Genomic DNA, 26,849 nt, shown 5'->3' with positions numbered 1-26,849 from the left:
GGTATTCATGCCGCCAATGGTGGATTTTAGAGCGGTTATATCAAGAACCCACAAGGCCCACGTCCAAAGCGCGATGCTCAGGTGACTGAATAAAACTCAATTACTTGATCTTGAGTTGGTAAACACTCGTTGTGCCACTGACTTCATTGCCTATGATTAACAAAGGATTACCGTTAGGGCTTTTATCGGCACTGACAAATTTCATCCCTTCTGGCCCTAAATCACCCGCCAATGTTGCATCACCTTTGACTGCACCTGTAGCGGTATCGACAACGAAGTCAGCTTCAAAATCACGGTTCACAACATAGTCGACAAAATGCACATCAAAAGGATTAGTCACGTCATAGATCATAAAGCCAGAGGTACGTTCTAAACCAACAAAGGCATATAGTCGTTGACCAATTTGGCCTAGGGCTAAAGCTTCTGACTCTGGCCCCTTGTCATCGCTGCGACTATCACCTTTATTTTCTTCGTTGTTATTGTTGAACTTATCCCCCAGTAGTGCGGCGGTAATACGCTCAAAATCACTTCCACTGTCAAACACTTGCTGACCATCGGCATTCCAAATCGAGAAGGAACGAGCACCAAAGCTCACGACTTTGTCGTAGTCGCCATCCTTATCATCGTCACCCATGCTCGTCGTTACCTTAAGACGCGCTAATTGGGTTTTATCTTTTGCGGCGGCAAATTGTGGGTGATTCGGGTCGAGCACTAAATCCCCTGCGCGGGCTTCTTCCGAAAAAGCCGCATAGTCACGGGAGTCACCTTCATTCGCAGTCACAATAAAGTCAGTGTTATTCCAACGGTAGCTAGCAAGGGTATCGGGTTGATACATGCCGTACACCCCAGTGTAGCTTTGCAGGTTAACAAGATTGTCTTTGTCACTCGCATCAATTTTATTCACATCAAGCCCGTAATCTTTGAGGCCTAGCGGTAAAATCTTAGAGACTTTCGCATTGGCGATATCAATCACGGCAATAGCATTGTTCTCTTGTAAACTGACAAATGCACGGCGGTTATCTTGGCTAATGGCGATATATTCAGGTTCTAAATCCTGCGCCACACTCGCCATTGGACCATTAATTTTAATGTCAGCGGTGATTTCAGTTGCACGCGCACCGCCCTGATTAAACGCACTAAAATTTATGATGGTCGCAGTAGCTGCGGGCTTACCGTCAGTAATAGCAATCAACGCAACACTGCCGTCAGGATCTAAGGTATAAGCAGGATTAGGTTCGCCTTCATTGGCCACGAGTAAGGTTTTACCGTCGTGGGTGAACACCACATTATCGGGTAAAGCACCGACTTCGACGGTGCTGATAAACTGCGGAGCATCTGTGCCGTTAAGCTGATAAAAAGCCACAAAACCATTGGCTTGGGTTTTATTGCCTGCAGCGTCACCACGCTCAATGGCAGCCGCTAACAAGTTGCCTGAAATACTCACGCTGTTAACGCTTCCCATAAAGGTTTGACCCACATCCTTAGCAACATCGAGTTCTGCTAATTTTTCGAGATTATTCAATGCTAAAGGATCTGTGGTGTTTGATGCAGTCGCTAATAAGCTGCCATCGATAATATCGACTTTGCCGCTAATCGCATTGACCACAAAAATACGGTTAGATGCACTGTGATATTCAACGATTTCAGCAGCACTTAAGCCATAAACACCAGTCTGATGACGACCAATTAACTCTGCTTTTAAGCTTGCAGTTTGTGGCTGGCAAACATATTGGGTTTGCGCGACTGCAATTTCATTGTCATCCAATTGTCCATTATGGTTGGCATCTAATCCGGTATCGATACGCTGACCACCAGCGGGACAATTTGCATCACCGATAGTTAATGCGGTCACTTTAACCAGTGAATTTAAGCCGTTGTCGCCTTTATCACCTACTGCGCCATCATCACCGCTGCAAGCACCGAGCAATAAGCTCGCCATAATGGCGGCTGCAAGCGGGAGTCGTTGTGTTTTCATCGTGTCATTCCTGAATATTTTATTTTTAGTAGGGTGAAGCTAAAGCCCACTAAATTAGTCAGCATAAAAGACACCTAGATGACAAAGCAGTGACACTCAGATGACAACTAACACTTTTGAATGAAGCATATTGGAGGATAACGGCTCGAGCCGCCAAGGTTATACCTCGATTATCGAGACTTGCTACTTAGTTACAATTTAATCGGTAAAATACGGTAAAGAAATCATCGCAAAGATTGGTTTATTTGTCCTAGCGCTTTACTATGCTATTGCTTAATGCCTTACCGTGAAAATTGATCGAAGCACAATTCACTTTTCCCCAAACACTGCCAATTAGCGCAAGATGCTGGCTAAAAATGGACGGATTAGAGTGAATTGTCCTAGTACAATTTAAACCACGCCGCATAACCCTGAGAAATACGCTTTCAATTCTTTCGCCACCCGAGGTAACAGTGGACCCACAATCACAACCTTCTGCCCATAACGGCAGACGTATACCGAATTTAGCACTGCTTATTCCCATGCTAGCGGCGATTGTCGCGATCACACCATTGGCCATCGACATGTACTTACCTGCGATGTCGACATTGGCCCTTAGTTTTCATACCGATATCACAACAGTGCAACAGTCCCTGAGTATCTACTTAGCAGGTTATGCACTGGGCATGTTGTGTTTCGGTCCCTTAGCTGACCGCATTGGCCGTCGCCCTATGGTGATAATGGGGCTGAGTGGCTTTATGCTAACAAGTTTATTGATTGGTTTTGCTGGTCAAGTCGAAATCTTTCTTGGACTACGCTTTTTGCAGGCCTTTATCGGCGCAGCAGCGACTGTGGTGGTGCCGGGATACATCAAAGAAGTCTATGGCGACAATACCGCCAAAGGTATGTCTTACGTGAGTTTAATCATGATGTTAGCGCCATTACTGGCACCTAGCATTGGCAGCGTTATCTTAGAACTCGGTGATTGGCATTTAATCTTCTTCATTCAATCTGCCTATGCAGCAACCCTGTTATTACTCGTGCTGTTTGCGCTAAAAATGCCCAGCGATAAAGATATGGATACCCGCAGCCAAAAATCGTTTCTTGGTGCCTATGCGACCGTATTTTCCCGATCTGGCGTTAAGTTAAACATTGCCAGCGGCGTGTTAACGTCTTTTGCGTTTTTCTGTTATCTCACCGCATCACCCTTCGTTTATATGGAAGTCTTTGCCTTAGATAAATCCTATTTTGCCATCTTGTTTAGCACCAACGTTGGCGCTTTGATGTTGGCCAATATCATTAATACTCGCATTGTCGGCCGCTATGGTTCGCTGCGTATGTTGCACGTATCGACCTTTTTTGGCGCTATTGCGGGAGCTGGTTTATTAACCGTCAACCTACTGGATATGAGCTATCATTTTACCGTGATCATGCTTATTCCTTTGATGGGCAGCCTAGGGGTGATGTCGGTCAACGCCGATGCGATAGTGCTGATGAAGTTCAAACAAGAAACCGGAACGGCAACAGCGGTTATTGGCACCTTAAGATTTGGCTGTGGCGCGTTAGCGGGGCCGTTATTAGCGGTGTTCTATGATGGCACAGCAGTGCCCTTCTCCGCTCTTATGTTAGGCTCTATTGCGTTAGTCGGCATTTGCCAATTCAATCGTCCAAAGCATCAAATACAGCCGACGATTTAAGGATCTATTTTTAAGAAATCATGGATGCCAATGCCTCATCTACAACACATGTTTGATCGCATAAAACAGCGCATTGGCTTTCACTAATGTAGCAAATAAGTAATATTTAATCGCAACAGTTAAGTATCTGCTTATCTAACGTCCCACACCAAAACGGCACTTTTAGTGCCGTTTTTGCTTTTTAAACATCTAACAATCTGAAAAATATAAGATAAGTCCATAAATCAGCCTAGATTACTTGGCGATTCCAGCAAGTTCTCCACCCATTCAAACGTGAAATTGTTTCAAGTTGGTTACTTTTTACATAAAAGGCTTGAAATGTTGTTTTTTTTGAATATGATGAAATTCTGTTCATTGCAACAGTTGCTGCATCCTAAGGATGAATCACTTGTCTTCTACGAAGTCAGTTCAGCATTTCGGAGTCTGAATTACCCTTCAGGCTTAATTTTTAGAGCGATTACCGTCGCTGTAACAAAATACTGTTTACCGTAACGGTACTATGCAATAGGAGTTCCACATGGAGATGTTATCCGGCGCCAGCATGATAGTGCGTTCTTTGATTGATGAAGGCGTAAAGCACATTTTTGGCTATCCTGGCGGTTCAGTTTTAGATATCTACGATGCCCTGCACGTTATCCCAGGTATTGAACACATACTCGTTCGCCACGAACAAGCCGCCGTACACATGGCCGATGGCTACGCCCGCGCCACGGGTAAAGTGGGTGTGGTATTAGTCACTTCAGGACCCGGTGCCACCAACGCGATTACCGGTATTGCCACCGCCTACATGGACTCTATTCCCCTCGTCGTATTATCGGGTCAAGTACCGAGCAACCTTATCGGTAATGACGCCTTCCAAGAATGCGATATGATCGGCATCTCTCGTCCAGTGGTCAAACATAGCTTTTTAGTTAAAGATCCCACTCAAATCCCTGAAACGATAAAAAAAGCCTTTTATATTGCCTCTACCGGCCGTCCTGGGCCTGTGGTCGTCGACCTGCCAAAAGATTGCTTAAACCCAGCGCTACTGCACGAATATATTTATCCCGAAAGCGTGAAAATGCGCTCATACAACCCGACAACCTCGGGGCATAAAGGACAGATCCGTCGTGGACTACAGGCACTATTAGCGGCTAAAAAGCCTGTGCTCTATGTCGGTGGCGGCGCCATTATCTCGGGTTGTGATAAGCAAATTTTACAATTAGCTGAGAGATTAAATATTCCCGTCGTCAGCACACTTATGGGACTAGGGGCTTTTCCAAGTACCCACAAAAACAGCCTAGGCATGTTAGGGATGCACGGTCGCTACGAAGCCAACATGACAATGCATAACTGCGATTTGATCTTCGGTATTGGTGTGCGCTTCGACGATAGAACCACTAATAATGTGGAAAAATATTGCCCGAACGCGACCATTTTGCACATAGATATCGACCCCTCGTCTATTTCAAAAACTATCCACGTCGATATTCCCATCGTAGGGTCGGCCGACAGTATTTTAGACAGCATGTTGACACTGTTAGATGAATCGAACGAGCACAATGACAACGATGCCATCGCCACTTGGTGGAATGATATTGAGCAATGGCGCGGCCGCGATTGTCTGGCCTATGACAAAAACAGTGGTCGCATCAAACCACAGCAAGTGATTGAAACCTTGTATAAGCTGACCAATGGCGATGCCTATGTCGCCTCTGATGTTGGCCAGCACCAGATGTTTGCCGCCTTGTACTATCCGTTCGATAAGCCGCGCCGCTGGATCAACTCAGGGGGTCTAGGCACCATGGGGTTTGGCCTACCCGCCGCAATGGGGGTTAAAATGGCGATGCCTGATGCCACGGTTGTCTGTGTCACGGGTGATGGTTCAATCCAGATGAACATTCAAGAGCTTTCGACCGCGCTGCAATATGATACGCCGGTTAAAATTATCAACTTAAACAATCGTTTCCTTGGCATGGTTAAACAATGGCAGGACATGATTTACTCTGGCCGTCACTCACATTCCTATATGGATTCAGTACCTAATTTTGCCAAAATTGCCGAGGCCTATGGCCATGTAGGTATGACGATCAGCGATCCCGCCGAACTTGAGTCAAAAATGGCAGAAGCGCTGGCGATGAAAGACAGACTGGTCTTTATCGACATCATGGTGGATGAAACTGAGCACGTGTACCCAATGTTGATCCGTGGTGGTGCGATGAATGAAATGTGGCTGACCAAGACGGAGAAATGCTAATGCGTCGAATTATATCTGTATTATTAGAAAACCAATCCGGCGCCCTTTCTCGTGTGGTCGGTTTGTTTTCACAGCGCGGCTATAACATTGAAAGTTTAACGGTGGCGCCAACGGACGATATCACACTGTCGCGGCTTAACATCACAGTCGTTGCCGATGAAATGGTGTTAGAGCAAATAGAGAAGCAGCTACATAAACTCATCGATGTGTTAAAAGTTTCGAATATTACCGAGTCAGCTTATATTGAACGCGAATTAGCCCTTATCAAGGTCCGCGCCCAAGGCGAGTTTAGGGAAGAAGTTAAACGGATGGCGGACATTTTCCGCGGCCAGATTGTCGATGTCACCGCCAATTTATATACCATCCAAATGGTCGGCACATCAGAGAAACTCGATGCGTTTATTCATGCGCTAGGTGAAGTGACTAAATTGGTCGAAGTCTCTCGCTCCGGTGTGGTGGGTTTGGCTCGCGGAGAAAAGGCCATGAAAGCGTAACTTTCTCACGGAAATCTCGCGGACATTTTTTGCGTGAACACAAAAACAAGGGGAGCATTATGCTCCCCTTGTTTTTAGGTGGTTACCACAGTGTCAATTATGACTGGCTGTCTAGCAAGCGCGATGAAGTGATCTCAATTTTGCGTGGTTTCAATGCTTCAGGGATTTCACGCACTAAATCAATATTGAGTAAGCCATTTTCTAAACTTGCGCCGAGCACAGTGACATAGTCTGCCAGTTGGAAAGTGCGCTCAAAACCGCGTTCCGCTATGCCTTGGTACAAGTATTTACGCTCGGTTTGGCTTTCAGCTTTGTTGCCTTTCACCAGTAATTTCTCACCTTCACTGCTGATCTCAAGTTCATTCATTGAGAATCCGGCCACGGCCATAGTAATGCGATAGCGATTTTCGCCTAATAATTCAATGTTATATGGGGGATAGCCAGTATTGCCATTATTAGCGGCGGCATGTTCTGCCAGCTGAGCTAAACGGTCAAAACCAATGGCACTACGGTACAGGGGAGCTAGATCATAATTACGCATATTCATATCCTTGTCTTAAGCAATATGGAGAATTGGCGGACGGTTTTCACGATGAAAACGCTTGTAGAGTCTGCCGAGTTAAATCTTCTGTCCTTACGGCACAGAATTCACACTAGGATCCTCATCGAGCTATCCTGAAATAGATATAAGGACGGGAGAGAAAATTTCAAGCAAGAAAATTAAAAAAATGTGCAAAATTTAAAAAGACCAACAAAAACGAACTCTTATTAATTTTAATACTTTGAATTGACGTGTGATTTGTATAGAGGCATTAGCGTCATTGCAACACGGAAATCTATATTCGCTAAATTGCAGCCAATAAAAAAGGAGCCTAGGCTCCTTTTTCAGTCTTAGCATCGAATTAACGAGTGCGTGGACACAATTCTTCAGCGCTGAAGAAGTAAGCAATTTCACGAGCAGCAGATTCAACAGCATCTGAACCGTGAGCCGCGTTTTCGTCAATGCTTTCTGCGAAATCAGCACGGATAGTACCAGGAGCTGCTTGAGCAGGATTAGTTGCACCTAAAATTTCACGGTGAGCTAAAACAGCGTTTTCGCCTTCTAATACTTGGACCATGATTGGACCAGAAGTCATAAATGCAACCAGAGCACCGAAGAAACCGCGCTCGCTATGCTCAGCATAGAAACCTTCAGCTTGTTCTTTGGTCAGGTGTAACATTTTAGCTGCAACGATCTTAAGACCAGCAGTTTCAAAACGATTGTAGATAGCACCGATGTGGTTTTTTGCAACAGCATCTGGCTTGATAATAGAAAATGTGCGTTCGATCGCCATAACTAGCTTCCTTTGTCAGCAAGTTTAAAAAATTCGCGCGGATTATACGAAATTTAAAAGCTAAATCCTATCTTTATAGCAAATTAGTCTGAGATATTGCGCACATTCGCTTTATTCGTAATCAGTTTGATCACACAAAATACCCCGCTAGGAGGATAAATCCTTAGCAGGGTTCATTAACTCATTAAAAAATGGGATTATTTTTTGTTTTTTGCCCAAATACCAGCCCATGCAATCAAAGCGACTAAAATGACTGCGGGTGCAAGATCTAATAAGTGATGGAATAAACCGACACCGCCATGACCTGGATGAGCCCAAGCCATTGAAGGGACAAGCATACATAACAATACAAGCAAAAGTTTCATGTGAACATCCTTGCAGTTGCGATAATAAAGTTAAGCCATATAAATGCCTTAACCAATATACAACAAATTACGATATCCACAGGAAATGAACTTGACTGTGATCAAACTCTCGCCAAATATTCTCTGCGCCACTGCAAATACGTGAGATAAATCACCTTAGTTAATCTTCTGAAGGACAAGATGCCTCACATAAAAAGCCGTACCACAACTGTGCTCACTACTTTTCATCAATCCAACACTGCTGAATTGCTTCCAGTATTTTTTCATTGCAATGCTTAGGATCATCGGCAAAATCATTCAAAGCTAACACCCACTCATACAGTTGGGTGAAATGCAGCTGAGTGGGATTCACCTCTGGGTGTGCTTCGAGTAATTCCAACGCAATATCTAACGAATCTATCCAAGTTAATGTCATCGTTTTCCCCTATTCTGTTCGCTTGAATGGATAAGCTAGTGCTTAACGCCGTTACCCATAAGGAGGTGAATCAAGTGTTGATATTCCGTAGTCAATACTCGACAACCGAGGCATTACCCCTGTGCTTGCGTCACCTTTTTTACTTTAATCGCATTTTTTTCAACAAAATCAATAATAGCACCCGCCACATCTTTCGTGGTGGCGCCTTCAATCCCCTCAAGCCCTGGTGAAGAGTTCACTTCCATGATCACTGGACCATGGTTTGAGCGTAACAAATCAACCCCTGCCACATTCAATCCCATCGTCTTCGCCGCACGAATAGCCACAGAGCGCTCTTCAGGAGTTAGTTTGACTAAACTCGCCGTGCCACCACGATGCAAATTAGAGCGGAACTCACCGGGCATAGCTTGACGTTTCATGGCGGCAATCACTTTATCACCGAGCACGAAACAGCGAATGTCTGCGCCGTTGGCTTCTTTGATATATTCCTGCACCATGATGTTGGCTTTCAGGCCCATAAAGGCTTCAATCACGCTCTCAGCCGCTTTGCGAGTCTCGGCTAATACCACGCCAATGCCTTGGGTGCCTTCGAGTAATTTAATCACCAGAGGCGCACCACCCACCATATCAATTAAGTCTGGAATATCACTCGGTTTATTGGCAAAACCGGTAATAGGCAAACCAATACCGCGGCGTGACATCAGCTGCATAGAACGCAATTTGTCCCGTGAGCGGGAAATTCCAACTGAATCATTTAAGGCATAGACTCCCATCATCTCAAATTGGCGCAACACCGCCGAACCATAAAAGGTAATCGACGCCCCAATGCGGGGGATCACGGCATCAAATGCAGGTAACTCTCGCCCGCCAATGTGGATACTCGATTGCCGCATGTTGATATTCATATAACATTCAAGGGGATTGATTACGTGTACTTCATGACCACGTAATTGAGCGGCTTCAACGAGTCGCTTCGTTGAATATAACTCTGGCCCTTGCGATAAAATCGCTATTCTCATTTGGTCTCCGGCAACCATTAATTTTGAGCGCATAATACGCCTGCGCAAGGATAAATCAAACAACTAGAGGCATAGACAAGATTAGTTGCACAAATGCTCAACGCCAAAAGCAAAAAACCAGTCACGTGGACTGGTTTTAATCATTATCGAAGCAATATTAATTGCCTTCGCTAACCATGTTAACCGTGTATTTAGGGATCTCAATCACCATGTCAGTGTCGACCACTTTAGCCTGACAAGATAGACGGCTTTCGGGCTCGAGTCCCCATGCTTTGTCTAACATGTCATCTTCTAGCTCATCACTTGGCTCAAGATCATTAAAGCCTTCACGCACGATACAGTGACACGTCGTGCAAGCACAGGACTTTTCACAGGCATGCTCGATATTGATGCCATTACGCAGCGCAACATCGAGAATGGTCTCACCAACATTCGCCTCAAGCACAGCGCCATCAGGGCACAACTCGGCATGGGGAAGAAAGACTAATTGGGGCATTACATCACCTATATGTTGTCGATCGACTGGCCTTTAAATGCCACTCGAATAGAATTGTCCATACGTCTGGCAGCAAAATCTTGGGTTTGCTCATCCAGTTTTTCAATCGCGAGTTTAATCGCATCGGCATCATCGCCCGCGGCAACTTGCGCCACATTGGCCATAGTAGCATCGATCTGAGCACGCTCATCGGCATTCAGCAAATCGCCATCCTTCGCTAACGCTGCATGTAAAGACTCGAGTACCCTCGCCGCCTCCACTTGCTGCTCGGCCAGCATACGACGACCTATATCGTCTTTGGCATACTTCATCGAATCTTTCAGCATAGTGGCAATTTCAGTATCCGATAAACCAAAAGACGGCTTAACTTGAATACTAGACTGCACGCCGGTGGATTTCTCCATCGCGGTCACGCTAAGTAAACCATCGGCATCCACTTGAAAGGTCACACGAATATGCGCAGCACCAGCGGCTAACGGCGGAATACCCTTTAAGGTAAAACGCGCCAGTGAGCGGCAATCAGCGACGAGCTCACGCTCGCCCTGCACCACATGGAATGCCATGGCCGTTTGACCATCTTTAAAGGTGGTAAATTCCTGCGCCCGTGCAACCGGAATCGTGGTATTACGCGATACCACTTTTTCCACTAAGCCGCCCATGGTCTCTATGCCTAATGACAAAGGGATCACATCGAGCAATAACAAATCCGATTCGGGTTTGTTACCCACTAAAATGTCGGCTTGAATGGCCGCGCCAATGGCGACAACACGATCGGGATCGATAGACGTCAGGGGTGGTTTACCGAAGAAAGCTTCGACCTGTTCACGCACTAATGGCACGCGCGTTGAACCGCCAACCATCACAGTTTCAAGCACTTCATCCGTCGTCACGCCCGCATCACGCAGGGTACGGCGACAGCTGGCAATCGTCTTTTTCACCAATGCCGCAATCATGGCATCAAATTCAGCTTTAGTAACGATTTGCGTCAGTTCAGTACCATCGGCAAGGATCACTTTTGCTTCAGTTTCTGCTGCATCCGTTAAGGCTTCTTTGACTCGACGCGATTCAATCAACAACTGACGACTTAATTGTGAGTCGATGTCGCTAAGCTGCCACACTTGTTGCATATGTGCTTGCAGTAAATGATCGAAATCATCGCCGCCAAGCGCTGAATCACCACCAGTGGCTAACACTTCGAATACACCGCGATTCAAGCGCAAAATAGAAATATCGAAAGTACCGCCGCCTAAATCATAGATGGCAATCACGCCCTCTTGCTTAGAATCTAAACCATAGGCAATCGCAGCAGCAGTCGGTTCATTCAACAAACGTAGCACTTTAACACCCAGCAAAGCTGCGGCATCTTTTGTGCCTTGGCGCTGGGCATCATCGAAATACGCAGGCACAGTGATCACCACGCCTTGCAGTTCGCCGCCTAAGGTTTTTTCAGCGCGGGCGATCAGCGGACGTAAAATCTCCGCAGATACTTGCACGGGATTCACTTGGCCTTGGGGAGTCACAAATAAAGGTAAACCGTTTTCGCTTTCGGCAAACTCGTAGGGTAATGATTGCTCGCCAGCTTGAATATCCGCTAGGCTGCGGCCCATAAAACGCTTTACCGAAACGATCGTGTTTTGCGGATCCTGCGCCGAACTCAACGCCGCAAGTGCGCCGACTTCGACTGAATCTTGGGTATAACGCACGATAGAAGGTAATGAATGCTGTCCAAGTTCGTCCGGCAGGGTTGCCGTCTCTCCACTTCGAACGGCCGCCACCAAAGAATTGGTCGTACCTAAATCGATGCCAACGGCAAGTCTATGTTGGTGCGGCGCGGCACTTTGACCGGGCTCAGCTATCTGCAAAAGGGCCATATATATCCAACTTAGTAATGCCAACTCAAGCGTACTTGAGTCAGCAAAGTAACATAAACACGGAAAATCAATCTAACAGAGCGTCTTCGACTCTGGTCAACTCGTCGTGTAATTTTGCCATAAATTTGAGTTTGCGAACTTGATCTGCCGCTAACAATGCATCTTCAGCCTGCTCACTGGTTAACAGTTGAGTCAATTGCTGAGTGAGTTGCGCGCGGTACTGCGCAAAAGATTGATATAGCTCGTCAATACTCGCTTGAGGATCGGCACTATCGCGTATATCTTCTAACGCCTCGCGCCATTCCATTTGCTGCATCAAGAAGCCAGTATCTTTCACTGTCGTGGTTTCATGGCTTAATTCAATACCACGCAGCGATAACATATGCTCGGCGCGGCGAATGGGATCTTTTAAGGTTTGAAAACCATCATTGACTTGCGCCGTGCGCTGCACCGACAGCAATTTTTGCTGATCAGTATCATTGGCAAATTTATCGGGATGAACCGCCCGTTGCAGTTCGCGATAGCGTTCTGCAAGTAAGGCGGTATCAATATCGAAGGCAGGGGGAAATTTAAACAGCTCGAAATAATTCATGCGTCAACTTTAGCGGTTAAACAGTGAAACTCTCACCACAACCACACTCACCTTTTGCGTTAGGATTATTAAATTGGAAGCCTTCATTCAGCCCTTCTTTAACAAAATCCAGCTCGATCCCTTGAAGATAGATAAGGCTCTTGGCATCTATGATGATTTTCACATCTTCGATATCAAACACTTCATCGTCATCATTTAAAGAATCAACGAACTCAAGTACATAAGCCATACCAGAACAGCCTGATGTTCTTAAGCCGAGACGCAGGCCTACACCTTTGCCTCGGTTGACTAAGAAAGATCTGACACGATCGGCTGCCGCTGGGGTCATTGTAATCGCCATCTTAACTCCAGATGTTACTTAGCTTGTTTCGATTTGTACTCGTCGATAGCAGCTTTAATGGCATCTTCAGCCAAAATTGAACAGTGGATCTTCACTGGTGGCAATGCCAATTCTTCAGCGATATCCGTATTTTTGATCGCCGCAGCTTGTTCGATAGTCTTGCCTTTAACCCACTCAGTTACCAGTGAGCTAGACGCAATTGCGCTACCACAACCGTAAGTTTTGAACTTAGCGTCTTGAATGATGCCATCAGCACCAATTTTCAACTGAAGTTTCATCACGTCACCGCAAGCAGGCGCGCCTACCATACCGGTCACGACCGAAGGATCGTTTTTATCAAAAGAACCAACGTTACGTGGATTCTCATAATGATCTATCACTTTTTCACTGTAAGCCATGGTACTGCTCCAAAATTATCTATTGTAAAGGTCAGAATTAATGATGTGCCCACTGAACTTGGTTCAGATCGATCCCATCTTTAAACATTTCCCACAAAGGAGACATTTCTCTTAATTTATCAATAGATTGAGTAATAACTTCGATAGCGTGATCGATTTCTTCTTCGGTTGTGAAACGGCCGATTGAGAAACGAATCGAGCTATGTGCCATTTCATCATTTAAGCCAAGTGCACGTAATACGTAACTAGGCTCTAGGCTGGCTGAGGTACAAGCCGAACCCGATGAAACCGCTAAATCTTTCAGTGCCATCATTAACGACTCACCTTCAACATAGTTGAAGCTGACGTTGAGGCTACCGCTAACACGCTCAATCGCATCACCATTGATATAGGTTTCTTCAATGTGCTTGATGCCATTCCATAATTTGTCACGTAATGCACCGATACGAGCGTCATCAGAGGCCATTTCCGCTTTTGCGATTGCAGCCGCTTCACCTAAACCTACGATTTGATGCGTCGGTAACGTACCGCTGCGCATGCCGCGCTCATGGCCACCACCGTGCATTTGCGCTTCTAAGCGAATGCGTGGCTTACGACGAACATATAGTGCGCCTATACCTTTAGGGCCATACATTTTGTGACCAGAAATCGAGATCAAATCCACTTTAGTGGCTTGCACATCGATAGGCACTTTGCCTGCACTTTGTGCCGCATCCATGTGGAAAATAATGCCCTTTGAACGGCATAGCTCACCGATTGCATCGATATCGTGGATCACACCGATTTCGTTGTTCACGTGCATGATGCTGACAAGGATAGTGTCGTCACGCATTGCCGCTTCTAAACGTTCCATCGGAATGATGCCGTTTACCGCAGGCTCTAAATAAGTCACTTCGAAACCTTCACGCTCTAATTGGCGACAAGTATCGAGAACCGCTTTATGTTCAGTCTTACTGGTGATGATGTGCTTGCCTTTCTTGTGATAGAAATGAGCAACACCTTTTATCGCTAAGTTGTTCGATTCCGTCGCGCCAGAGGTAAACACAATTTCGCGGTGATCGGCGTTAATTAACTCGGCAACTTGGTTGCGAGCAATATCCACCGCTTCTTCGGCTTGCCAGCCGTAGCGGTGTGAACGTGAGGCCGGATTACCAAAGATGCCGTCCATTGTCATGCATTGGAACATCTTTTCCGCGACTCTAGGATCAACAGGCGTGGTGGCGGCATAATCTAAATAGATAGGAAGCTTCATAACACACTCCGTACTGAGCAGTCTCTGGTAGAGGCTACATACAACGTACAAAAATTATTTTTATATATAACAAAGTGCCGCTATAAACTGACTCTTTGTTCCTTTTGCATAGTGTCTTGCTTAAGTGAGATAAATTGCACATCTCGCTTCTGCATCAAGCCGGCAAGACTGATACCATCTAAAAAATCGGAAATTTGTTTGCTTAAATCGCCCCAAAGTGAATGGGTTAAGCAGCGAGTTCCACTCTGACAATTGCCAAGTCCTTGGCAACGAGTCGCATCGACAGACTCGTCTACAGCATGGACAACCATGCCGACTGAAATATCATTGGCTTCTAGGCCTAAGCGATAACCACCGCCCGGTCCACGTACACTGGCAACTAAACCGTGTTTTCTTAGCTTAGCGAAGAGTTGTTCCAGATAGGAAAGCGAAATACCTTGTCTTTCAGAGATATCCGCTAAGGGAACTGGTCCCGATGCTGAGTGGATTGCCACATCTAGCATAGCGGTTACTGCATAACGACCTTTTGATGTAAGTTTCATAACTACCATAGCTCCCGAACAGGTATGCATTATTTCAACATACCCGAGTAATTCAGTCAAGTATTAAAACCTACTAAAACACTCAAGTATATGAGTGTGCACATAACCAATACCCTTTCATCTTGGTGGGGTATTTAACCTTTTTCTAGCCTAAGATTCAATGCTAAAGCGCCAATTAATCGACATCTAGCACGATATAAACGCAGGATAAAAGTGATCTCGGTACTATGGCGCCATCAAACTCAGGTTTGATCGCAATATGCGCCTTTACAACAGGATGAGCTAAAGTAAAACGCTAAAGGAGACCCTTGTGAGGGTCAACCCTTAAGCAAGTTAGACCGCTAAGTTAAATCATTTCGTTGAACTATTTCTTGAAACTTAGATACTCGGATCAAACTCATCTAATGCACTATGGCGTTTTTCCGCTGCCGCTTTTTCTGCATCATTAAACTCGCCCATATCCAGCTCTGGCAGTTTTTCAGTGCAGACATTGCCACCCAGCCCTTGAATGGCTTGACATAACTCTTGAACTTTCGAGTCCATCAAATGCATGTGATCGAGCATCTGCCCTATTGCATTGGCCACCGGATCGGGATTATCCGGTGATACCGCATACGCATCGAAGCCATATTTTTTTGCCATCGCGCTGCGGCGTTCAGTTTTCTCTTTCGATTGCGGTGACGGTGTAGCCACTACGCGCCCAGGAATCCCCACAACCGTGGTATCTTTGGGCACATCTTTCACCACAACAGAATTAGAACCCACACGCGCACCATCGTGCATGGTAATAGGACCGAGGATTTTTGCCCCTGCGCCCACCACCACGTTATTGGCTAACGTAGGGTGACGTTTCCCCGCCTGCCAGGTGGTTCCACCAAGCGTGACACCGTGATAAAGGGTGCAATCATCACCAATCTCAGCCGTTTCACCTATCACAACGCCCATACCGTGGTCGATAAAAAATCGATGACCTATGGTTGCCCCTGGATGGATTTCAACTCCTGTCAACCAACGGGAAAACGTCGATAAACAACGTGCCGTTAAGCGCCAATCGCGCTTCCATAGCTTATGGCTTATCCGATGCAACCAAATGGCATGCATGCCTGGATAGTTAACCAAGATCTCAAACGCGCTACGCGCCGCAGGATCACGGTGATATATAGATTCAATATCTTCTTTTAGCCTAGCTATCACGCCCATTGTTTATCCTTCGCGATTAGTGTTAATTATTAAGGTTTGGCTATTTTTCTTTAGAACCCGCCACTTTCTCAATTGACGTCAAAATGCCCCTGAGGATATTCATTTCCTGACTCTCAATCCGTGCACGACTAAACAAGCGGCGAAGTTTCATCATCACTTGTCCAGGATGGTTCTTGATGATAAATCCAGTTGATAACAGTGTCGTTTCAAGGTGTGCGAAAAAACGTTCCTGATCGGCAGCCAAGGGATACTCAGTCAGCTCTTCTTCGGCAACGTCTTTTTGCGCGAGATGGGCAACGCGGGTTTCATAACAAATGATTTGTACGGCTTGCGCCAGATTAAGCGAGCTGTACTCTGGATTTGCAGGGATAGCCACATGATAAGTGCACTGTTGCAGCTCTTCATTGCTTAAACCATGGTTTTCACGGCCAAACACAATCGCAACAGGGCCTTTAAGTGCCTCGGTCGCTAATTTCACCCCAGCTTGTCTTGGCTCTAACATGGGCCAATCTAAAGTGCGACTGCGCGCGCTGGTTGCAATCACTAGACTGCAATCGGCAATCGCTTCAGCAAGTGAATCCACTTTCACAAGATGTTTCAGAATATCCGATGCACCCGCGGCTAATGCTATGGAATGACCATCGGGCTCAACCCGGGGTTCTGCAAGATACAGAGTAGACAGACCCATAGTCTTCATCGCTCTGGCAGTAGAACCAATATTGCCGGGGTGCGAAGTCCCCACTAAAACCACTCGAATATTACTTAGCATGAAACAACTTAATTTAATTCATAAAACGTTGGGGACGAATATTATCACAGCCATTGCCGAATGCTTATATGAAAATCGGTATTTGATATAACTATCAAATCGAGTATAATACCGCCCGCTATTTTAACGTTCTTTAACATCCAGGGGATTGCAATGCATCCGATGCTGACGATTGCTGTACGCGCTGCCCGCGCGGCCGGCCAAACTATTATGCGCGCCTATACTGAACTTGACCGTATCGAAGTCAGTTCAAAAGGTATCAACGATTTTGTTACCAGTGTAGACAAGGAAGCAGAAGCGACAATTACTTACCAAATTCGTAAATCTTACCCTGATCACACTATCGTGGGTGAAGAGAAAGGCGAAAACCGCGGTGAGAATAAAGACTATGTTTGGATAGTCGACCCTCTGGATGGCACTAACAACTTTGTTAGAGGCATTCCCCACTTCGCGGTTTCTATCGCTCTGCAATACAAAGGCAAGACTGAAGTTGCCGTTGTTTACGATCCTGTCCGTGAAGAACTCTTTACCGCCGTCCGTGGTAAAGGCGCCAAACTCAATGATTTCCGCCTGCGTGTTACCAACGTGAATGAATTAGCACCTACTATGATTGGTACTGGCTTCCCATTCAAGGCGCGTCAACACACTGAAACTTACATGGCTATTTTCGGCGAAGTCTTCGGCCAATGTGCTGACTTACGTCGCGCAGGTTCTGCCGCATTAGATTTAGCCTATGTTGCCGCGGGTCGTTTGGACGGTTTCTTTGAAATCGGCTTAAAGCCATGGGATATCGCTGCTGGCGATCTGATTTGCCGCGAAGCGGGCGGTACTGTGACTGATTTTACTGGCAACCATAACTATTTGGTTTCGGGCAACATAGTTGCTGGCTCGCCTAAGGTGACCACAGAATTAGTGAAGATCATGCGTCCATTATTGAACGAAGGCTTAAAGCGTTAATCAAGATTAACACTTAGCTTTAAATAAACGCATAAAACAGATACAAAAAAGGCCAGTGGTAATCTCTTTAAGAGCACCCACTGGCCTTTTTGTTTATATGGTTTTCATTCTAAAGCCTTAAGTACTCGAGTCATCAAGTCCTCAGTCACCACAATATCGTATTTAGAAATAGTATAGTAATTAAGCAATAGTCATTGGGAAGAAAGGAGTGTCCTGAAAACATCTGCACTGATTTCAGCCCACATCGGCTAACATGACGAACAGCCACTTATCCAGTTATCTACCCGCTAACGCTTGTGCTGGTGCAATTTGGCTCGCCTTCCAAGCGGGATACAAAGTCGCGATTAAACTCATCACAAACGCCATCACAATCACCAGTACCGCATCCGAAACATGCAATTCAGACGGTAAAAAATCGACAAAGTAAACATCGGCCGAGAGCAGTTGAATACCGAGTAATTGCTCAACTGAGCTCGCAATCGCACTTAAATTCAGCGCCACACTAATGCCAATAATGCCGCCAAGACCACAGCCAAGCAGACCATTTAACGCGCCCTGCACCATGAAAATCCCCATCACAGCCAAACGACTCAGGCCCATGGTCATCAAAATCGCAATTTCGGACGCTTTATCCCGCACCGCCATGACTAAGGTGGAGACAATGTTAAAGCAGGCCACACCAATCACGAGCACTAAAACTAAATACATCACAGTGCGAACTAACTGAATATCTTGATATAAATGCCCTTGAGTACGAGTCCAGTCACTGATATACACAGACTGCTTTTGCGCATAACCGAGTTCGCGCACTTTTACTGGTGCATCAAACACTTTATCGACGCTAATACGCACACCCGTTACACCGTTATTCATGTTCAAGATCTGCGCCGCGTATTGCAATGGAATATAAGCGGTTGTCAGTTCAAGCTCGCCGCCCAGATGATAGGTGCCTGACACCACAAAACGATGGCTCTTCGCAGCACGTAAACTGCCTGCCGCGTCTGGATCGATATCCTGCACATATAAGGCCAGCGTATCACCCACCTCAAGCCCCAACTTAGTCAATAAACTCTCGCCAAGGACGATATGATTCTCATCTTGGCTCAGACTCTGCCAGCTTGCATCACTCATAAACTGTGACAAAGTTGAAACCTTCGTTTCTTCTTTCGGATCAATACCCACCACGGCTAAGCCTTGAAAACCACCTGGCTTCTGCACTAAACCTTGCATGCGGATAAAGGGGGCTGCACCACGAATACCTTCAATTTGTAGCGCACCTTGCGCAACACTCTGCCAATTGACGATAGGTTCGTCCACCCCGACAATGTCCGCCTGTGGCACTACACCCAGTAATCTTTGCTCTAGCTCTCGCTCAAAACCATTCATTGCAGACAGAACTATGATCAATACCGCCACACCTAAAGCGATACCGGCAGTCGATGCAAAGGAAATAAAACTAATAAAACTGTTGGATTGGCGGGCGCGATAAAAACGCCAACCAATGGATAGGGCTAACGGTCCTTTCATACTTGGGTTTCCGCCGCTAATTGCAAGTAACCGTTTTTCATCATCAGTTGGCGGTCCATACGGGCAGCCAATTTATGATCATGGGTCACCACCACAAACGCCGTACCTAACTGATCGGCCAGCTCGCGGATCAACTCATAAACCGCATCGCCACTGTTAGCATCTAAATTACCCGTAGGTTCATCGGCCAGCACTAACTTAGGTTTATTAATCAACGCCCTTGCGATAGCGACACGCTGACGCTCGCCGCCCGATAGTTCGGCGGGAATGTGGGTCATGCGATGGCCTAGCCCTACCCGCTCCAATAAGACTTTGGCATCGAAGAGCGCTTTTTTACGATCTTTACCTTGAATAAATGCCGGCATAGCGACGTTTTCTAGCGCAGTGAATTCAGGCAATAAATGATGGAATTGATAGATAAAGCCGAGATCTTGATTGCGGATCTGCGCTTGGCGCGCACTAGACACTTGGTATAAATCTTCGCCTAGCAACAAGACTTTGCCCGCGGTTGGCTCATCCAAAGTCCCCATAATATGCAGCAGCGTACTCTTACCTGAGCCTGAGCTGCCGACAATCGCCAACTGCTCGCCCTTAAACACCTGCAAATCGACATTAGACAACACTTGCGTGGTCACGGCGCCATCATGGTAACTCTTACTGACACTCTGCACTTGCAGTAACACGTCTTGCATTGAAGTTCTCTCTTAAACATGCTTTGGCATCAATTTATTTCATTAAATCAATGCATTAAATTATTTCCATCTTGGCAAGCCATCACTCACGAATGAATGCCCATGGGTGACGACTATTCGTAAAAGCTCACAAGCTTACTCGTATCTCAACGCAGTTGCAGGTTGCACTCTGGCCGCACGCAGCGCGGGATATAAGGTCGCCAACAAGGTGACCAATAGCGTGCCTATCACGATCACTGACAACTGTATCAACTCCAGTTTTACTGGCAAACTCTGTCCCGCACCTAAAATCGAAATGCCTAAGGTCGCCATAATGCCATTCAGATTCAAAGTGATAAGTATACCTACCGCGAGCCCAAGCACTAAACCGAGTACTGCATTGAGCGAACCCTGCACCACAAAAATGCCCATCACGGCGGGCGTGGTTACGCCTTGGGTTTTTAGCACTGCCACATCCGTGGTTTTATCGACCACCATCATCACTAGCGCCGAAACAATATTGAATGCGGCCACGGCCACAATCAGGCTCAGCATCAGTGACATCATGTTCTTTTCCATTTTTACCGCACCAAACAAGTGACCATAGGTATCACGCCAATCGCTAGTTGTTACCTTAATATCTTGTTTAGCGAGAACATCCTGCACTTTAGACGCTAAAGCGGGCGCACTAAAGGGATCGGTTAAATAAAGTCTAAGCTGATCAATAGCCTCACTCGGTTGACGCATTAGACGCTTTGCATCTTGATAATGAATATATGCAACGCCAGCATCAACCTGAGAGCCCATTTCAAAAATGCCAGATACCAAGAACTTACGTTGACTCGGCACAGGGCCTAATGGGGAGTACACCACACCATCGCCACTCAATAATCGTACCGTATCACCGGGAGCGACTTTGAGTTGCCGTGCGAGCTCAGCTCCTAAAATCACCTTGAAGTCGCCACTCGCCAACTGTTCAAATGCACCTGAGTAAGTGTGCTGCGCAACGGAGGATAACTTTTGCGCTAATTCGGGAAACACCCCATAAACCTGCACAGCGCGAATATTCGACGCTGATTGCACCATGGCCTGCGTCGATACGCTCGGTGTAACGCCTAACACACCCGGTAAGGCTTTAAGCGCACTCGCCTGCTTTGTCCAATCGACTAATGGCGCTTCGCTATAAAGGGTTAATTGTGGCACTGCACCTAAGATACGTTGCTTAAGTTGGCCTTCAAGGCCATTCATCACTGAGCTGACAACGATCAAGGCTGCAACGCCTAAAAAAATGCCCGAAACGGCAAATAAGGTAATGAACGACGCGAACGCGTTCGCTTTTTTGGCCCGCCAATAACGGTAACCGATATAGAAAGGGAATCCTGGATTCATTGAAAGAGGGTTGCGTCCTGTGTGCTGAACTTGCTAAATCATGAAGATGGGCACGATAATAGGGGTATTGGTCCTATAAATAAAGAGGCAAGCCTTGTTCACTGACACCAATCCGTATTTTAGTGTGCCTCACCACTTTACCGCCTACCTAAGCCAATGGCCGAGTTCCCAGCCATTACCCTCAGAAATGGCACTGAGATCAATGCAATCATTAGGCATTCAACTGCTCAGCGAAGTCAAAACACTCGAAGCTAACTGCTTGCTACAGCTGCGCCATTTAGATAACGAGGCAAAAGTTGTCGTGGATTTTTTAAAGCTGCAATCCCGCAAAGTAGATCTAGTGCTGCAACATGTATTAGAAAAAGAAACCCAAGAGGGCGAAAAATGCTTTGGTAACCAATTTGGTGGTAGTGGCCTGAGATTACTCACCCCAACAGCCTTAGACATTGGCTCCCACTATAAAATTACTCTGTTTATTCACGACGAATTAGTTGCCATTCTCTGTTTTGGCAAAGTCATCGCCACTCAAGCACAAAAAATAGCACAAGCCGAAGGCGATATGAGTCGTAATGACAGAACAGAACAACATACTCAACCTGAACATCTACAATGGCAAACCGACTTTGAATTCAGTCAAATTCTTGAATCTGACGTGGAGCAATTAGTCAAAGCCAGCCTCAATGTGCAACAGAAACAACTCAAGTTACGCAAACTCGCCAGAGACGAGCGTCAATAGCCGCTGACTTTTCTCTGGCACCTACGCCATCAAGTCTCTACAATGTCTGCAACTCTTTGTGAATAAATCAGTTTATCGCACGCCAATGACTCACATATCAGCCCTAACGCCGCCAGCCGTCAAAAATGGCACTCAAATTCAGACTCTGTCCACCGTGGGCGGCGTTTGCCAAGCCGTTACACTCGCCAATTTAGCGCGTCAACATAAGGGAACGACCTTAGTCGTCACCAGTGACACGCCAAGTGCCTTAAGCTTAGAGTTAGAGCTGAGTTATTTGCTCAGTAAAACAGGCATTAAGGTCAGATTGTTCCCTGACCGCGAAACCTTGCCCTACGACAGTTTTTCGCCCCATCAGGATTTAATCTCCCAGCGACTCGAAACGCTATCGCAGCTGTCTCAGATTGAGCAAAATATCGTTATCGTGCCCGTCACCACCTTGATGATACGCCTGCCACCTAAGGCCTATTTAAGCGCCAACGTGTTTGTGCTCAAAAAGGGGGATAGCTACAAGTTACACGATGTACGCCAGCATTTAACCGACACTGGCTACCATTCGGTGGAGCAAGTATATGAACATGGCGAGTTTGCCATTCGCGGATCGATTCTGGATATCTTCCCAACGGGGATGAATATGCCACTGCGCATCGAGCTATTCGATGAAGAAGTGGAAACCATTCGCCATTTTGATCCAGAAACCCAACGCTCATTGCAACCTGTCGACTCGATTCGCCTATTGCCCGCGAAGGAATTCCCAACCGACAGTTCGGCCATAGAAGGGTTTAGGCAAAGATACCGCCGCCGTTTCGAGGTTATAGTCAAAGAGCCGGAATCGGTTTATCAGCTAGTGAGCCGTAACTTGATGCCAGCAGGTATCGAAAACTACCTGCCGCTATTTTTTGATGACACCGCCACCCTATTCGATTACTTACCCAAGGACACTCAACTCGTCACCTTAGGCGATATCGAAAAGTCGGCGCGCGCCCATCTGCAAGAAGTCGAACATCGCTATCAAGACAGACGCGTCGATCCGCTGCGGCCATTACTGGCGCCTAAAGAGCTGTATTTACTCATAGAAGAGTTATTTGCCGCCTTTAAACCGCTGCCACGTTATCAAATGCAAGTGCCAACAGATGGCACTGAAACAACGAAAGCGGTTGTTATTGCCGCCAGCACCCTGCCCGACATCAGCGCCAATCATAAATTAAAGCAACCGCTGCTAGCGCTGCAAGATTATGCCAGCAGCGCCAAACGCATGTTGTTTAGCGCTGAGTCCGAGGGTCGCCGCGAAGCGCTGCTTGAATTGCTCGCTAAAATTCAGTTAAAACCTGCACTGTTTAACCATTTTGATGAATTTATTCAAAGTGATACCAAGTTAGGCCTTATCGTATCACCGCTGTCACGCGGTTGTTTGCTGCAGATCAGCGCCAAAGATAGTATCAGTATCATTTGTGAGACTGAACTCTTCGGCCATCGAATTTCCCAGCAACGCCGCCGTGAGAAACAGCGTCAGATCAGTAATGATGCTCTGATTAAAAACTTGGCCGAACTCAAAGTTGGCCAGCCCATAGTGCATTTAGAACACGGCGTTGCACTTTATAGGGGCTTAGTCACCCTAGATACGGGTGGATTGGTCGCAGAATACTTGCAATTAGAATACGCTGGCGGTGACAAACTGTATGTGCCAGTGTCTTCATTGCATCTCATCAGCCGTTACAGTGTTGGCGCCGATGAAGACGCCAACTTAAATAAACTCGGCAATGAGACGTGGGCTAAAGCCAAGAAAAAGGCGATTGAAAAAATCCGCGACGTCGCAGCCGAGCTGCTCGATGTCTATGCCCGTCGCCAAGCGCGTCCCGGCGAAAGCTGCGCAATTGATGAAGAAGAATACGCTCAATTCGCCCGCGGCTTCCCCTTCGAAGAAACCGTCGATCAAGAAAGCGCCATCATCGCCGTGTTAGCCGATATGCAATCGCCGACCGCAATGGACAGATTAGTCTGTGGCGATGTGGGCTTTGGTAAAACCGAAGTCGCCATGCGCGCCGCCTTTGTGGCCGTCAACGCTGGCAAACAAGTGGTCGTGCTAGTTCCGACCACACTGCTTGCCCAGCAACACTATGAAAACTTTAAAGACAGATTTGCCGACTGGCCCGTGGTCACTGAAGTGATGTCACGCTTTCGTACCGCCAAAGAGCAGACTCAAGTGCTGCAGCAATTGGAAGAAGGCAAAGTCGATATCGTGATCGGTACCCACAAGTTACTGCAATCTGAGGCTAAGTTTGAAAACTTAGGTCTGTTGATTATCGACGAAGAACACAGATTCGGAGTACGTCAAAAAGAGAAAATCAAAGCGCTGCGCGCCAACGTGGATATCTTAACCCTGACCGCAACGCCTATTCCGCGCACCTTAAACATGGCCATGTCGGGTATGCGCGATTTATCGATTATCGCCACCCCGCCCGCCAAACGTTTAGCAGTGAAAACCTTTGTAAGGGAATCAGATCCCGCGACTGTGCGCGAAGCCATTTTGCGTGAAATTCTCCGTGGCGGCCAAGTGTATTACCTGCACAATAATGTTGAAAGTATTGAGAAATGTGCCCAAGGCATTATCGATTTATTGCCTGAAGCGCGAGTCGTTGTTGCCCACGGTCAAATGCGTGAGCGCGATCTAGAACGGGTAATGTCAGACTTTTACCATCAAAGATTCAACGTGTTAGTCTGTACCACTATTATCGAAACCGGTATCGACGTCCCAAGTGCCAACACCATTATTATTGAGCGCGCCGATACCTTTGGTCTGGCACAGTTACACCAATTGCGTGGCCGCGTCGGACGCTCGCACCATCAGGCCTATGCCTATTTGATGACGCCGCATCCCAAACGTATGACGCCAGATGCGCGCAAACGTTTAGAAGCCATTGATGCTCTTGAAGATCTCGGTGCGGGCTTTATGCTGGCGACCCAAGATTTAGAGATCCGCGGCGCAGGTGAACTTTTGGGCGATGAACAGAGTGGCCATATTTCGAAAATTGGTTTTAGCTTGTACATGGAAATGCTCGAAGCGGCAGTCAAAGCCTTAAAACAAGGCAAAGAACCGTCACTGGCGCAAATGCTCAATCAGCAATGCGAAATTGAACTGCGTATCCCCGCCCTGCTGCCTGAAGCCTATGTGAGCGACGTAAATATTCGTCTGTCGCTCTATAAACGCATCGCAGGGTGCGAAACACAGGCGGCGCTGGATGAGTTAAAAGTCGAATTGATCGACCGTTTTGGCTTATTACCTGAACCGACGCGTAACTTAATGGAAATGACCCTCTATAAACATGAGGCGACTCGCTTAGGTGCGACTAAAATAGAAGTGCACAGTAAAGGTGGCAGCATCGAATTTAGTGATGATCATGTCATAGATCCTGTGTTTATTATTGGATTACTCCAAAGCCAGCCACAAATCTATCGAATGGAAGGACCGAATAAGTTAAAGTTCAGCCTTGCAGCCGAAACCAGTAAAGACAGGCTCGCTTTAGTGAAACTCTTGCTAGAACAATTATCGCAACATCGTCTTGGAGATAAATAGTGTTACGTAAACTCGCGGTCTCTATCGCTACACTCATTGCACTATCACACAGTCAGGTCGTCCAAGCAGAAGCTTGGTTCGAGGTTGAAGTCTATGTGTTTGAACGCCAAAGTCAGTCAAGTGAACAATGGCCTGATGCGCCGAACAAGACGAAAACCGATAACGCAATAGACTTAATCTCCCCAGCTATCGCGCAAGCAATCACGCCGATACCCAGCGCATCTGCGCCTTGCACACTGGTATTTGATGCCGATGCAAATAGCCACTGCGCTGAAACCTTAAACGGTACCTCGACGTCAGAACCTATGCCTGCCGCGCCTGCGAGTGTGGAATATCGTTACCCGCCGGTGATCCCATCAGAAATCAGCAGCGCACAGATCAGTTATCCTACAGCCAATGGCAACCCAGTATTGTTAACCCGCAGCCAAAGTCAGTTCGCGAGCATTATCAATAGTATTTCCCGCGAACGTGGTACGCGCAGTTTACTGCACATGGCTTGGCAACAACCTATGCGTGGTAAGAGTGGCTCAGTACCCATACGCTTATTTGCGGGTAAAGATTTCTCAGGTACTTATCACTTCGATGGCAGAAAAATCATTAAGCAAGCTCAAGCAGAGCCTATGACTAATGCCGATGGCACACCAATGCTTGCACCTGCTGTATCACCGGTATGGGAATTAGATGGCACACTGAATATCTATTTAAGCCACTATTTGTATATTGAAACCGCATTGCACTTGCGCAAAGAAGGCAGAAAATTAATGCCAGCCGTACCCAGTGATGCGGCCGATACCAGCGCAACACTCACGGCGCCCAAAGTCATGACACCATTTTTAATGTCTGTGCCTTTGGAGCAAAACCGCCGCGTGAAGAGTGAAGAAATCCATTATTTAGATCATCCCGAAATGGGCATGGTGATCCAAATCCGCAAGATGGCGCAACCCAGTGCAATGCAAAATAATCAGAATGCCGAATCAATACAGACTGTTGGCCAATACTGAACAAACGCACAACCCGCACAATT

25 protein-coding genes are annotated in these 26,849 nt (G+C 46.6%); 7 read left to right on the top strand and 18 right to left on the bottom strand.

Annotated features, from left to right (window positions below):
• Nucleotides 1-100: 100 nt before the first annotated feature.
• Complete coding sequence (locus tag L5M17_RS13650; protein WP_263148116.1) at nucleotides 101-1,975, bottom strand: choice-of-anchor I family protein; 1,875 nt, start codon at nucleotides 1,973-1,975, stop codon at nucleotides 101-103.
• A 452-nt stretch (nucleotides 1,976-2,427) separates the two neighbouring features.
• Here L5M17_RS13650 and L5M17_RS13645 point away from each other — a divergent pair, with 452 nt between their 5' ends.
• The 3 genes from L5M17_RS13645 (at nucleotide 2,428) to ilvN (ending at nucleotide 6,381) form a co-directional block, all read left to right on the top strand.
• The gene (locus tag L5M17_RS13645; RefSeq protein WP_263148114.1) at nucleotides 2,428-3,651 is read left to right on the top strand and encodes a multidrug effflux MFS transporter; all 1,224 of its coding nucleotides are present in this window, start codon (nucleotides 2,428-2,430) and stop codon (nucleotides 3,649-3,651) included.
• A 517-nt stretch (nucleotides 3,652-4,168) separates the two neighbouring features.
• Complete coding sequence (locus L5M17_RS13640) at nucleotides 4,169-5,887, top strand: acetolactate synthase 3 large subunit (protein ID WP_105252618.1); 1,719 nt, start codon at nucleotides 4,169-4,171, stop codon at nucleotides 5,885-5,887.
• A complete protein-coding gene (gene ilvN / locus L5M17_RS13635; RefSeq protein WP_028759823.1) occupies nucleotides 5,887-6,381 on the top strand; it encodes an acetolactate synthase small subunit in 495 nt (164 codons plus the stop codon). Before L5M17_RS13640 ends, ilvN begins: the two co-directional genes overlap by 1 nt.
• 97 nt (nucleotides 6,382-6,478) lie before the next feature.
• Here ilvN and L5M17_RS13630 read toward each other — a convergent pair whose 3' ends face one another.
• From L5M17_RS13630 to trmJ, 14 genes are all read right to left on the bottom strand, one after another.
• Entirely contained in the window at nucleotides 6,479-6,922 is a 444-nt protein-coding gene (locus L5M17_RS13630) for an Hsp20 family protein (protein ID WP_028759822.1), read from the bottom strand.
• A gap of 361 nt (nucleotides 6,923-7,283) precedes the next feature.
• Nucleotides 7,284-7,715 (bottom strand): nucleoside-diphosphate kinase, encoded by a 432-nt coding sequence (gene ndk, locus L5M17_RS13625; protein ID WP_011789197.1) that lies wholly within the window; start codon nucleotides 7,713-7,715, stop codon nucleotides 7,284-7,286.
• Between the two features lie 197 nt (nucleotides 7,716-7,912).
• Nucleotides 7,913-8,080 carry a hypothetical protein gene (locus L5M17_RS13620; protein ID WP_081729028.1) on the bottom strand — a complete coding sequence of 56 codons (168 nt, stop codon included), beginning with the start codon at nucleotides 8,078-8,080 and terminating at the stop codon, nucleotides 7,913-7,915.
• Nucleotides 8,081-8,297: 217 nt separating this feature from the next.
• Nucleotides 8,298-8,495, bottom strand: coding sequence for a Fe-S cluster assembly protein IscX (gene iscX, locus L5M17_RS13615; RefSeq protein ID WP_028759821.1), 198 nt, complete (start codon nucleotides 8,493-8,495; stop codon nucleotides 8,298-8,300).
• Nucleotides 8,496-8,608: 113 nt separating this feature from the next.
• Nucleotides 8,609-9,514 carry a 30S ribosomal protein S6--L-glutamate ligase gene (gene rimK / locus L5M17_RS13610; protein ID WP_006081851.1) on the bottom strand — a complete coding sequence of 302 codons (906 nt, stop codon included), beginning with the start codon at nucleotides 9,512-9,514 and terminating at the stop codon, nucleotides 8,609-8,611.
• 157 nt (nucleotides 9,515-9,671) lie between these two features.
• Nucleotides 9,672-10,010, bottom strand: coding sequence for an ISC system 2Fe-2S type ferredoxin (gene fdx / locus L5M17_RS13605; RefSeq protein WP_006081852.1), 339 nt, complete (start codon nucleotides 10,008-10,010; stop codon nucleotides 9,672-9,674).
• An 8-nt stretch (nucleotides 10,011-10,018) separates the two neighbouring features.
• Nucleotides 10,019-11,881 (bottom strand): Fe-S protein assembly chaperone HscA, encoded by a 1,863-nt coding sequence (gene hscA / locus L5M17_RS13600; protein WP_198572276.1) that lies wholly within the window; start codon nucleotides 11,879-11,881, stop codon nucleotides 10,019-10,021.
• 67 nt (nucleotides 11,882-11,948) lie between these two features.
• On the bottom strand, nucleotides 11,949-12,473 hold the full coding sequence (gene hscB / locus L5M17_RS13595) for a co-chaperone HscB (RefSeq protein WP_263148112.1): 525 nt from the start codon (nucleotides 12,471-12,473) through the stop codon (nucleotides 11,949-11,951).
• Between the two features lie 16 nt (nucleotides 12,474-12,489).
• Nucleotides 12,490-12,813 carry an iron-sulfur cluster assembly protein IscA gene (gene iscA / locus L5M17_RS13590; protein WP_006081855.1) on the bottom strand — a complete coding sequence of 108 codons (324 nt, stop codon included), beginning with the start codon at nucleotides 12,811-12,813 and terminating at the stop codon, nucleotides 12,490-12,492.
• A gap of 14 nt (nucleotides 12,814-12,827) precedes the next feature.
• Entirely contained in the window at nucleotides 12,828-13,211 is a 384-nt protein-coding gene (gene iscU / locus L5M17_RS13585) for a Fe-S cluster assembly scaffold IscU (RefSeq protein ID WP_006081856.1), read from the bottom strand.
• A gap of 37 nt (nucleotides 13,212-13,248) precedes the next feature.
• On the bottom strand, nucleotides 13,249-14,463 hold the full coding sequence (locus L5M17_RS13580; RefSeq protein WP_263148110.1) for an IscS subfamily cysteine desulfurase: 1,215 nt from the start codon (nucleotides 14,461-14,463) through the stop codon (nucleotides 13,249-13,251).
• 80 nt (nucleotides 14,464-14,543) lie between these two features.
• Nucleotides 14,544-15,005 (bottom strand): Fe-S cluster assembly transcriptional regulator IscR, encoded by a 462-nt coding sequence (iscR, locus tag L5M17_RS13575; RefSeq protein ID WP_006081858.1) that lies wholly within the window; start codon nucleotides 15,003-15,005, stop codon nucleotides 14,544-14,546.
• A 378-nt stretch (nucleotides 15,006-15,383) separates the two neighbouring features.
• Nucleotides 15,384-16,205: a serine O-acetyltransferase gene (cysE, locus tag L5M17_RS13570; RefSeq protein ID WP_028759817.1), complete on the bottom strand. Its 822-nt coding sequence runs from the start codon at nucleotides 16,203-16,205 to the stop codon at nucleotides 15,384-15,386.
• 40 nt (nucleotides 16,206-16,245) lie between these two features.
• Complete coding sequence (trmJ, locus tag L5M17_RS13565; protein WP_028759816.1) at nucleotides 16,246-16,974, bottom strand: tRNA (cytosine(32)/uridine(32)-2'-O)-methyltransferase TrmJ; 729 nt, start codon at nucleotides 16,972-16,974, stop codon at nucleotides 16,246-16,248.
• A gap of 153 nt (nucleotides 16,975-17,127) precedes the next feature.
• Between trmJ and suhB the strand changes: the two genes are divergently transcribed.
• Nucleotides 17,128-17,931 (top strand): inositol-1-monophosphatase, encoded by an 804-nt coding sequence (gene suhB, locus L5M17_RS13560; protein ID WP_028759815.1) that lies wholly within the window; start codon nucleotides 17,128-17,130, stop codon nucleotides 17,929-17,931.
• 276 nt (nucleotides 17,932-18,207) lie between these two features.
• Here suhB and lolE read toward each other — a convergent pair whose 3' ends face one another.
• From lolE to L5M17_RS13545, 3 genes are all read right to left on the bottom strand, one after another.
• A complete protein-coding gene (lolE, locus tag L5M17_RS13555) occupies nucleotides 18,208-19,458 on the bottom strand; it encodes a lipoprotein-releasing ABC transporter permease subunit LolE (RefSeq protein ID WP_105252620.1) in 1,251 nt (416 codons plus the stop codon).
• The gene (lolD, locus tag L5M17_RS13550; RefSeq protein WP_263148108.1) at nucleotides 19,455-20,150 is read right to left on the bottom strand and encodes a lipoprotein-releasing ABC transporter ATP-binding protein LolD; all 696 of its coding nucleotides are present in this window, start codon (nucleotides 20,148-20,150) and stop codon (nucleotides 19,455-19,457) included. Before lolD ends, lolE begins: the two co-directional genes overlap by 4 nt.
• Before the next feature lie 135 nt (nucleotides 20,151-20,285).
• Nucleotides 20,286-21,518 carry a lipoprotein-releasing ABC transporter permease subunit gene (locus L5M17_RS13545; RefSeq protein WP_263148106.1) on the bottom strand — a complete coding sequence of 411 codons (1,233 nt, stop codon included), beginning with the start codon at nucleotides 21,516-21,518 and terminating at the stop codon, nucleotides 20,286-20,288.
• A gap of 94 nt (nucleotides 21,519-21,612) precedes the next feature.
• On the opposite strand from L5M17_RS13545, the gene L5M17_RS13540 reads away from it, so the two are divergent.
• From L5M17_RS13540 to L5M17_RS13530, 3 genes are all read left to right on the top strand, one after another.
• On the top strand, nucleotides 21,613-22,254 hold the full coding sequence (locus L5M17_RS13540; protein WP_212601065.1) for a hypothetical protein: 642 nt from the start codon (nucleotides 21,613-21,615) through the stop codon (nucleotides 22,252-22,254).
• A gap of 85 nt (nucleotides 22,255-22,339) precedes the next feature.
• Entirely contained in the window at nucleotides 22,340-25,825 is a 3,486-nt protein-coding gene (mfd, locus tag L5M17_RS13535) for a transcription-repair coupling factor (protein WP_263148174.1), read from the top strand.
• Nucleotides 25,825-26,826, top strand: coding sequence for a peptidoglycan binding protein CsiV (locus tag L5M17_RS13530; RefSeq protein ID WP_173244633.1), 1,002 nt, complete (start codon nucleotides 25,825-25,827; stop codon nucleotides 26,824-26,826). The genes mfd and L5M17_RS13530 overlap by 1 nt, the downstream gene beginning before the upstream one ends.
• The last annotated feature ends 23 nt before the right edge of the window (nucleotides 26,827-26,849 follow it).

The organism is Shewanella sp. SW24 (assembly GCF_025653395.1).
Classification (GTDB): Bacteria; Pseudomonadota; Gammaproteobacteria; order Enterobacterales; family Shewanellaceae; genus Shewanella; species Shewanella oncorhynchi.
This window is presented reverse-complemented; position numbering and strand designations above follow the sequence as displayed.

What these genes read in the sequence shown, in the direction of transcription:
- cysE (WP_028759817.1), bottom strand. Translation starts at nt 16,205, where the DNA reads ATGGGCGTGATAGCTAGGCTAAAAGAAGATATTGAATCTATATATCAC.
- hscA (WP_198572276.1), bottom strand. Translation starts at nt 11,881, where the DNA reads ATGGCCCTTTTGCAGATAGCTGAGCCCGGTCAAAGTGCCGCGCCGCAC.
- suhB (WP_028759815.1), top strand. Translation starts at nt 17,128, where the DNA reads ATGCATCCGATGCTGACGATTGCTGTACGCGCTGCCCGCGCGGCCGGC.
- iscU (WP_006081856.1), bottom strand. Translation starts at nt 13,211, where the DNA reads ATGGCTTACAGTGAAAAAGTGATAGATCATTATGAGAATCCACGTAAC.
- mfd (WP_263148174.1), top strand. Translation starts at nt 22,340, where the DNA reads ATGACTCACATATCAGCCCTAACGCCGCCAGCCGTCAAAAATGGCACT.
- trmJ (WP_028759816.1), bottom strand. Translation starts at nt 16,974, where the DNA reads ATGCTAAGTAATATTCGAGTGGTTTTAGTGGGGACTTCGCACCCCGGC.
- ndk (WP_011789197.1), bottom strand. Translation starts at nt 7,715, where the DNA reads ATGGCGATCGAACGCACATTTTCTATTATCAAGCCAGATGCTGTTGCA.
- L5M17_RS13620 (WP_081729028.1), bottom strand. Translation starts at nt 8,080, where the DNA reads ATGAAACTTTTGCTTGTATTGTTATGTATGCTTGTCCCTTCAATGGCT.
- L5M17_RS13545 (WP_263148106.1), bottom strand. Translation starts at nt 21,518, where the DNA reads ATGAATCCAGGATTCCCTTTCTATATCGGTTACCGTTATTGGCGGGCC.
- lolD (WP_263148108.1), bottom strand. Translation starts at nt 20,150, where the DNA reads ATGCAAGACGTGTTACTGCAAGTGCAGAGTGTCAGTAAGAGTTACCAT.
- L5M17_RS13640 (WP_105252618.1), top strand. Translation starts at nt 4,169, where the DNA reads ATGGAGATGTTATCCGGCGCCAGCATGATAGTGCGTTCTTTGATTGAT.
- iscA (WP_006081855.1), bottom strand. Translation starts at nt 12,813, where the DNA reads ATGGCGATTACAATGACCCCAGCGGCAGCCGATCGTGTCAGATCTTTC.
- lolE (WP_105252620.1), bottom strand. Translation starts at nt 19,458, where the DNA reads ATGAAAGGACCGTTAGCCCTATCCATTGGTTGGCGTTTTTATCGCGCC.
- L5M17_RS13580 (WP_263148110.1), bottom strand. Translation starts at nt 14,463, where the DNA reads ATGAAGCTTCCTATCTATTTAGATTATGCCGCCACCACGCCTGTTGAT.
- ilvN (WP_028759823.1), top strand. Translation starts at nt 5,887, where the DNA reads ATGCGTCGAATTATATCTGTATTATTAGAAAACCAATCCGGCGCCCTT.
- iscR (WP_006081858.1), bottom strand. Translation starts at nt 15,005, where the DNA reads ATGAAACTTACATCAAAAGGTCGTTATGCAGTAACCGCTATGCTAGAT.
- L5M17_RS13650 (WP_263148116.1), bottom strand. Translation starts at nt 1,975, where the DNA reads ATGAAAACACAACGACTCCCGCTTGCAGCCGCCATTATGGCGAGCTTA.
- hscB (WP_263148112.1), bottom strand. Translation starts at nt 12,473, where the DNA reads ATGAATTATTTCGAGCTGTTTAAATTTCCCCCTGCCTTCGATATTGAT.
- L5M17_RS13630 (WP_028759822.1), bottom strand. Translation starts at nt 6,922, where the DNA reads ATGCGTAATTATGATCTAGCTCCCCTGTACCGTAGTGCCATTGGTTTT.
- iscX (WP_028759821.1), bottom strand. Translation starts at nt 8,495, where the DNA reads ATGACATTAACTTGGATAGATTCGTTAGATATTGCGTTGGAATTACTC.
- fdx (WP_006081852.1), bottom strand. Translation starts at nt 10,010, where the DNA reads ATGCCCCAATTAGTCTTTCTTCCCCATGCCGAGTTGTGCCCTGATGGC.
- rimK (WP_006081851.1), bottom strand. Translation starts at nt 9,514, where the DNA reads ATGAGAATAGCGATTTTATCGCAAGGGCCAGAGTTATATTCAACGAAG.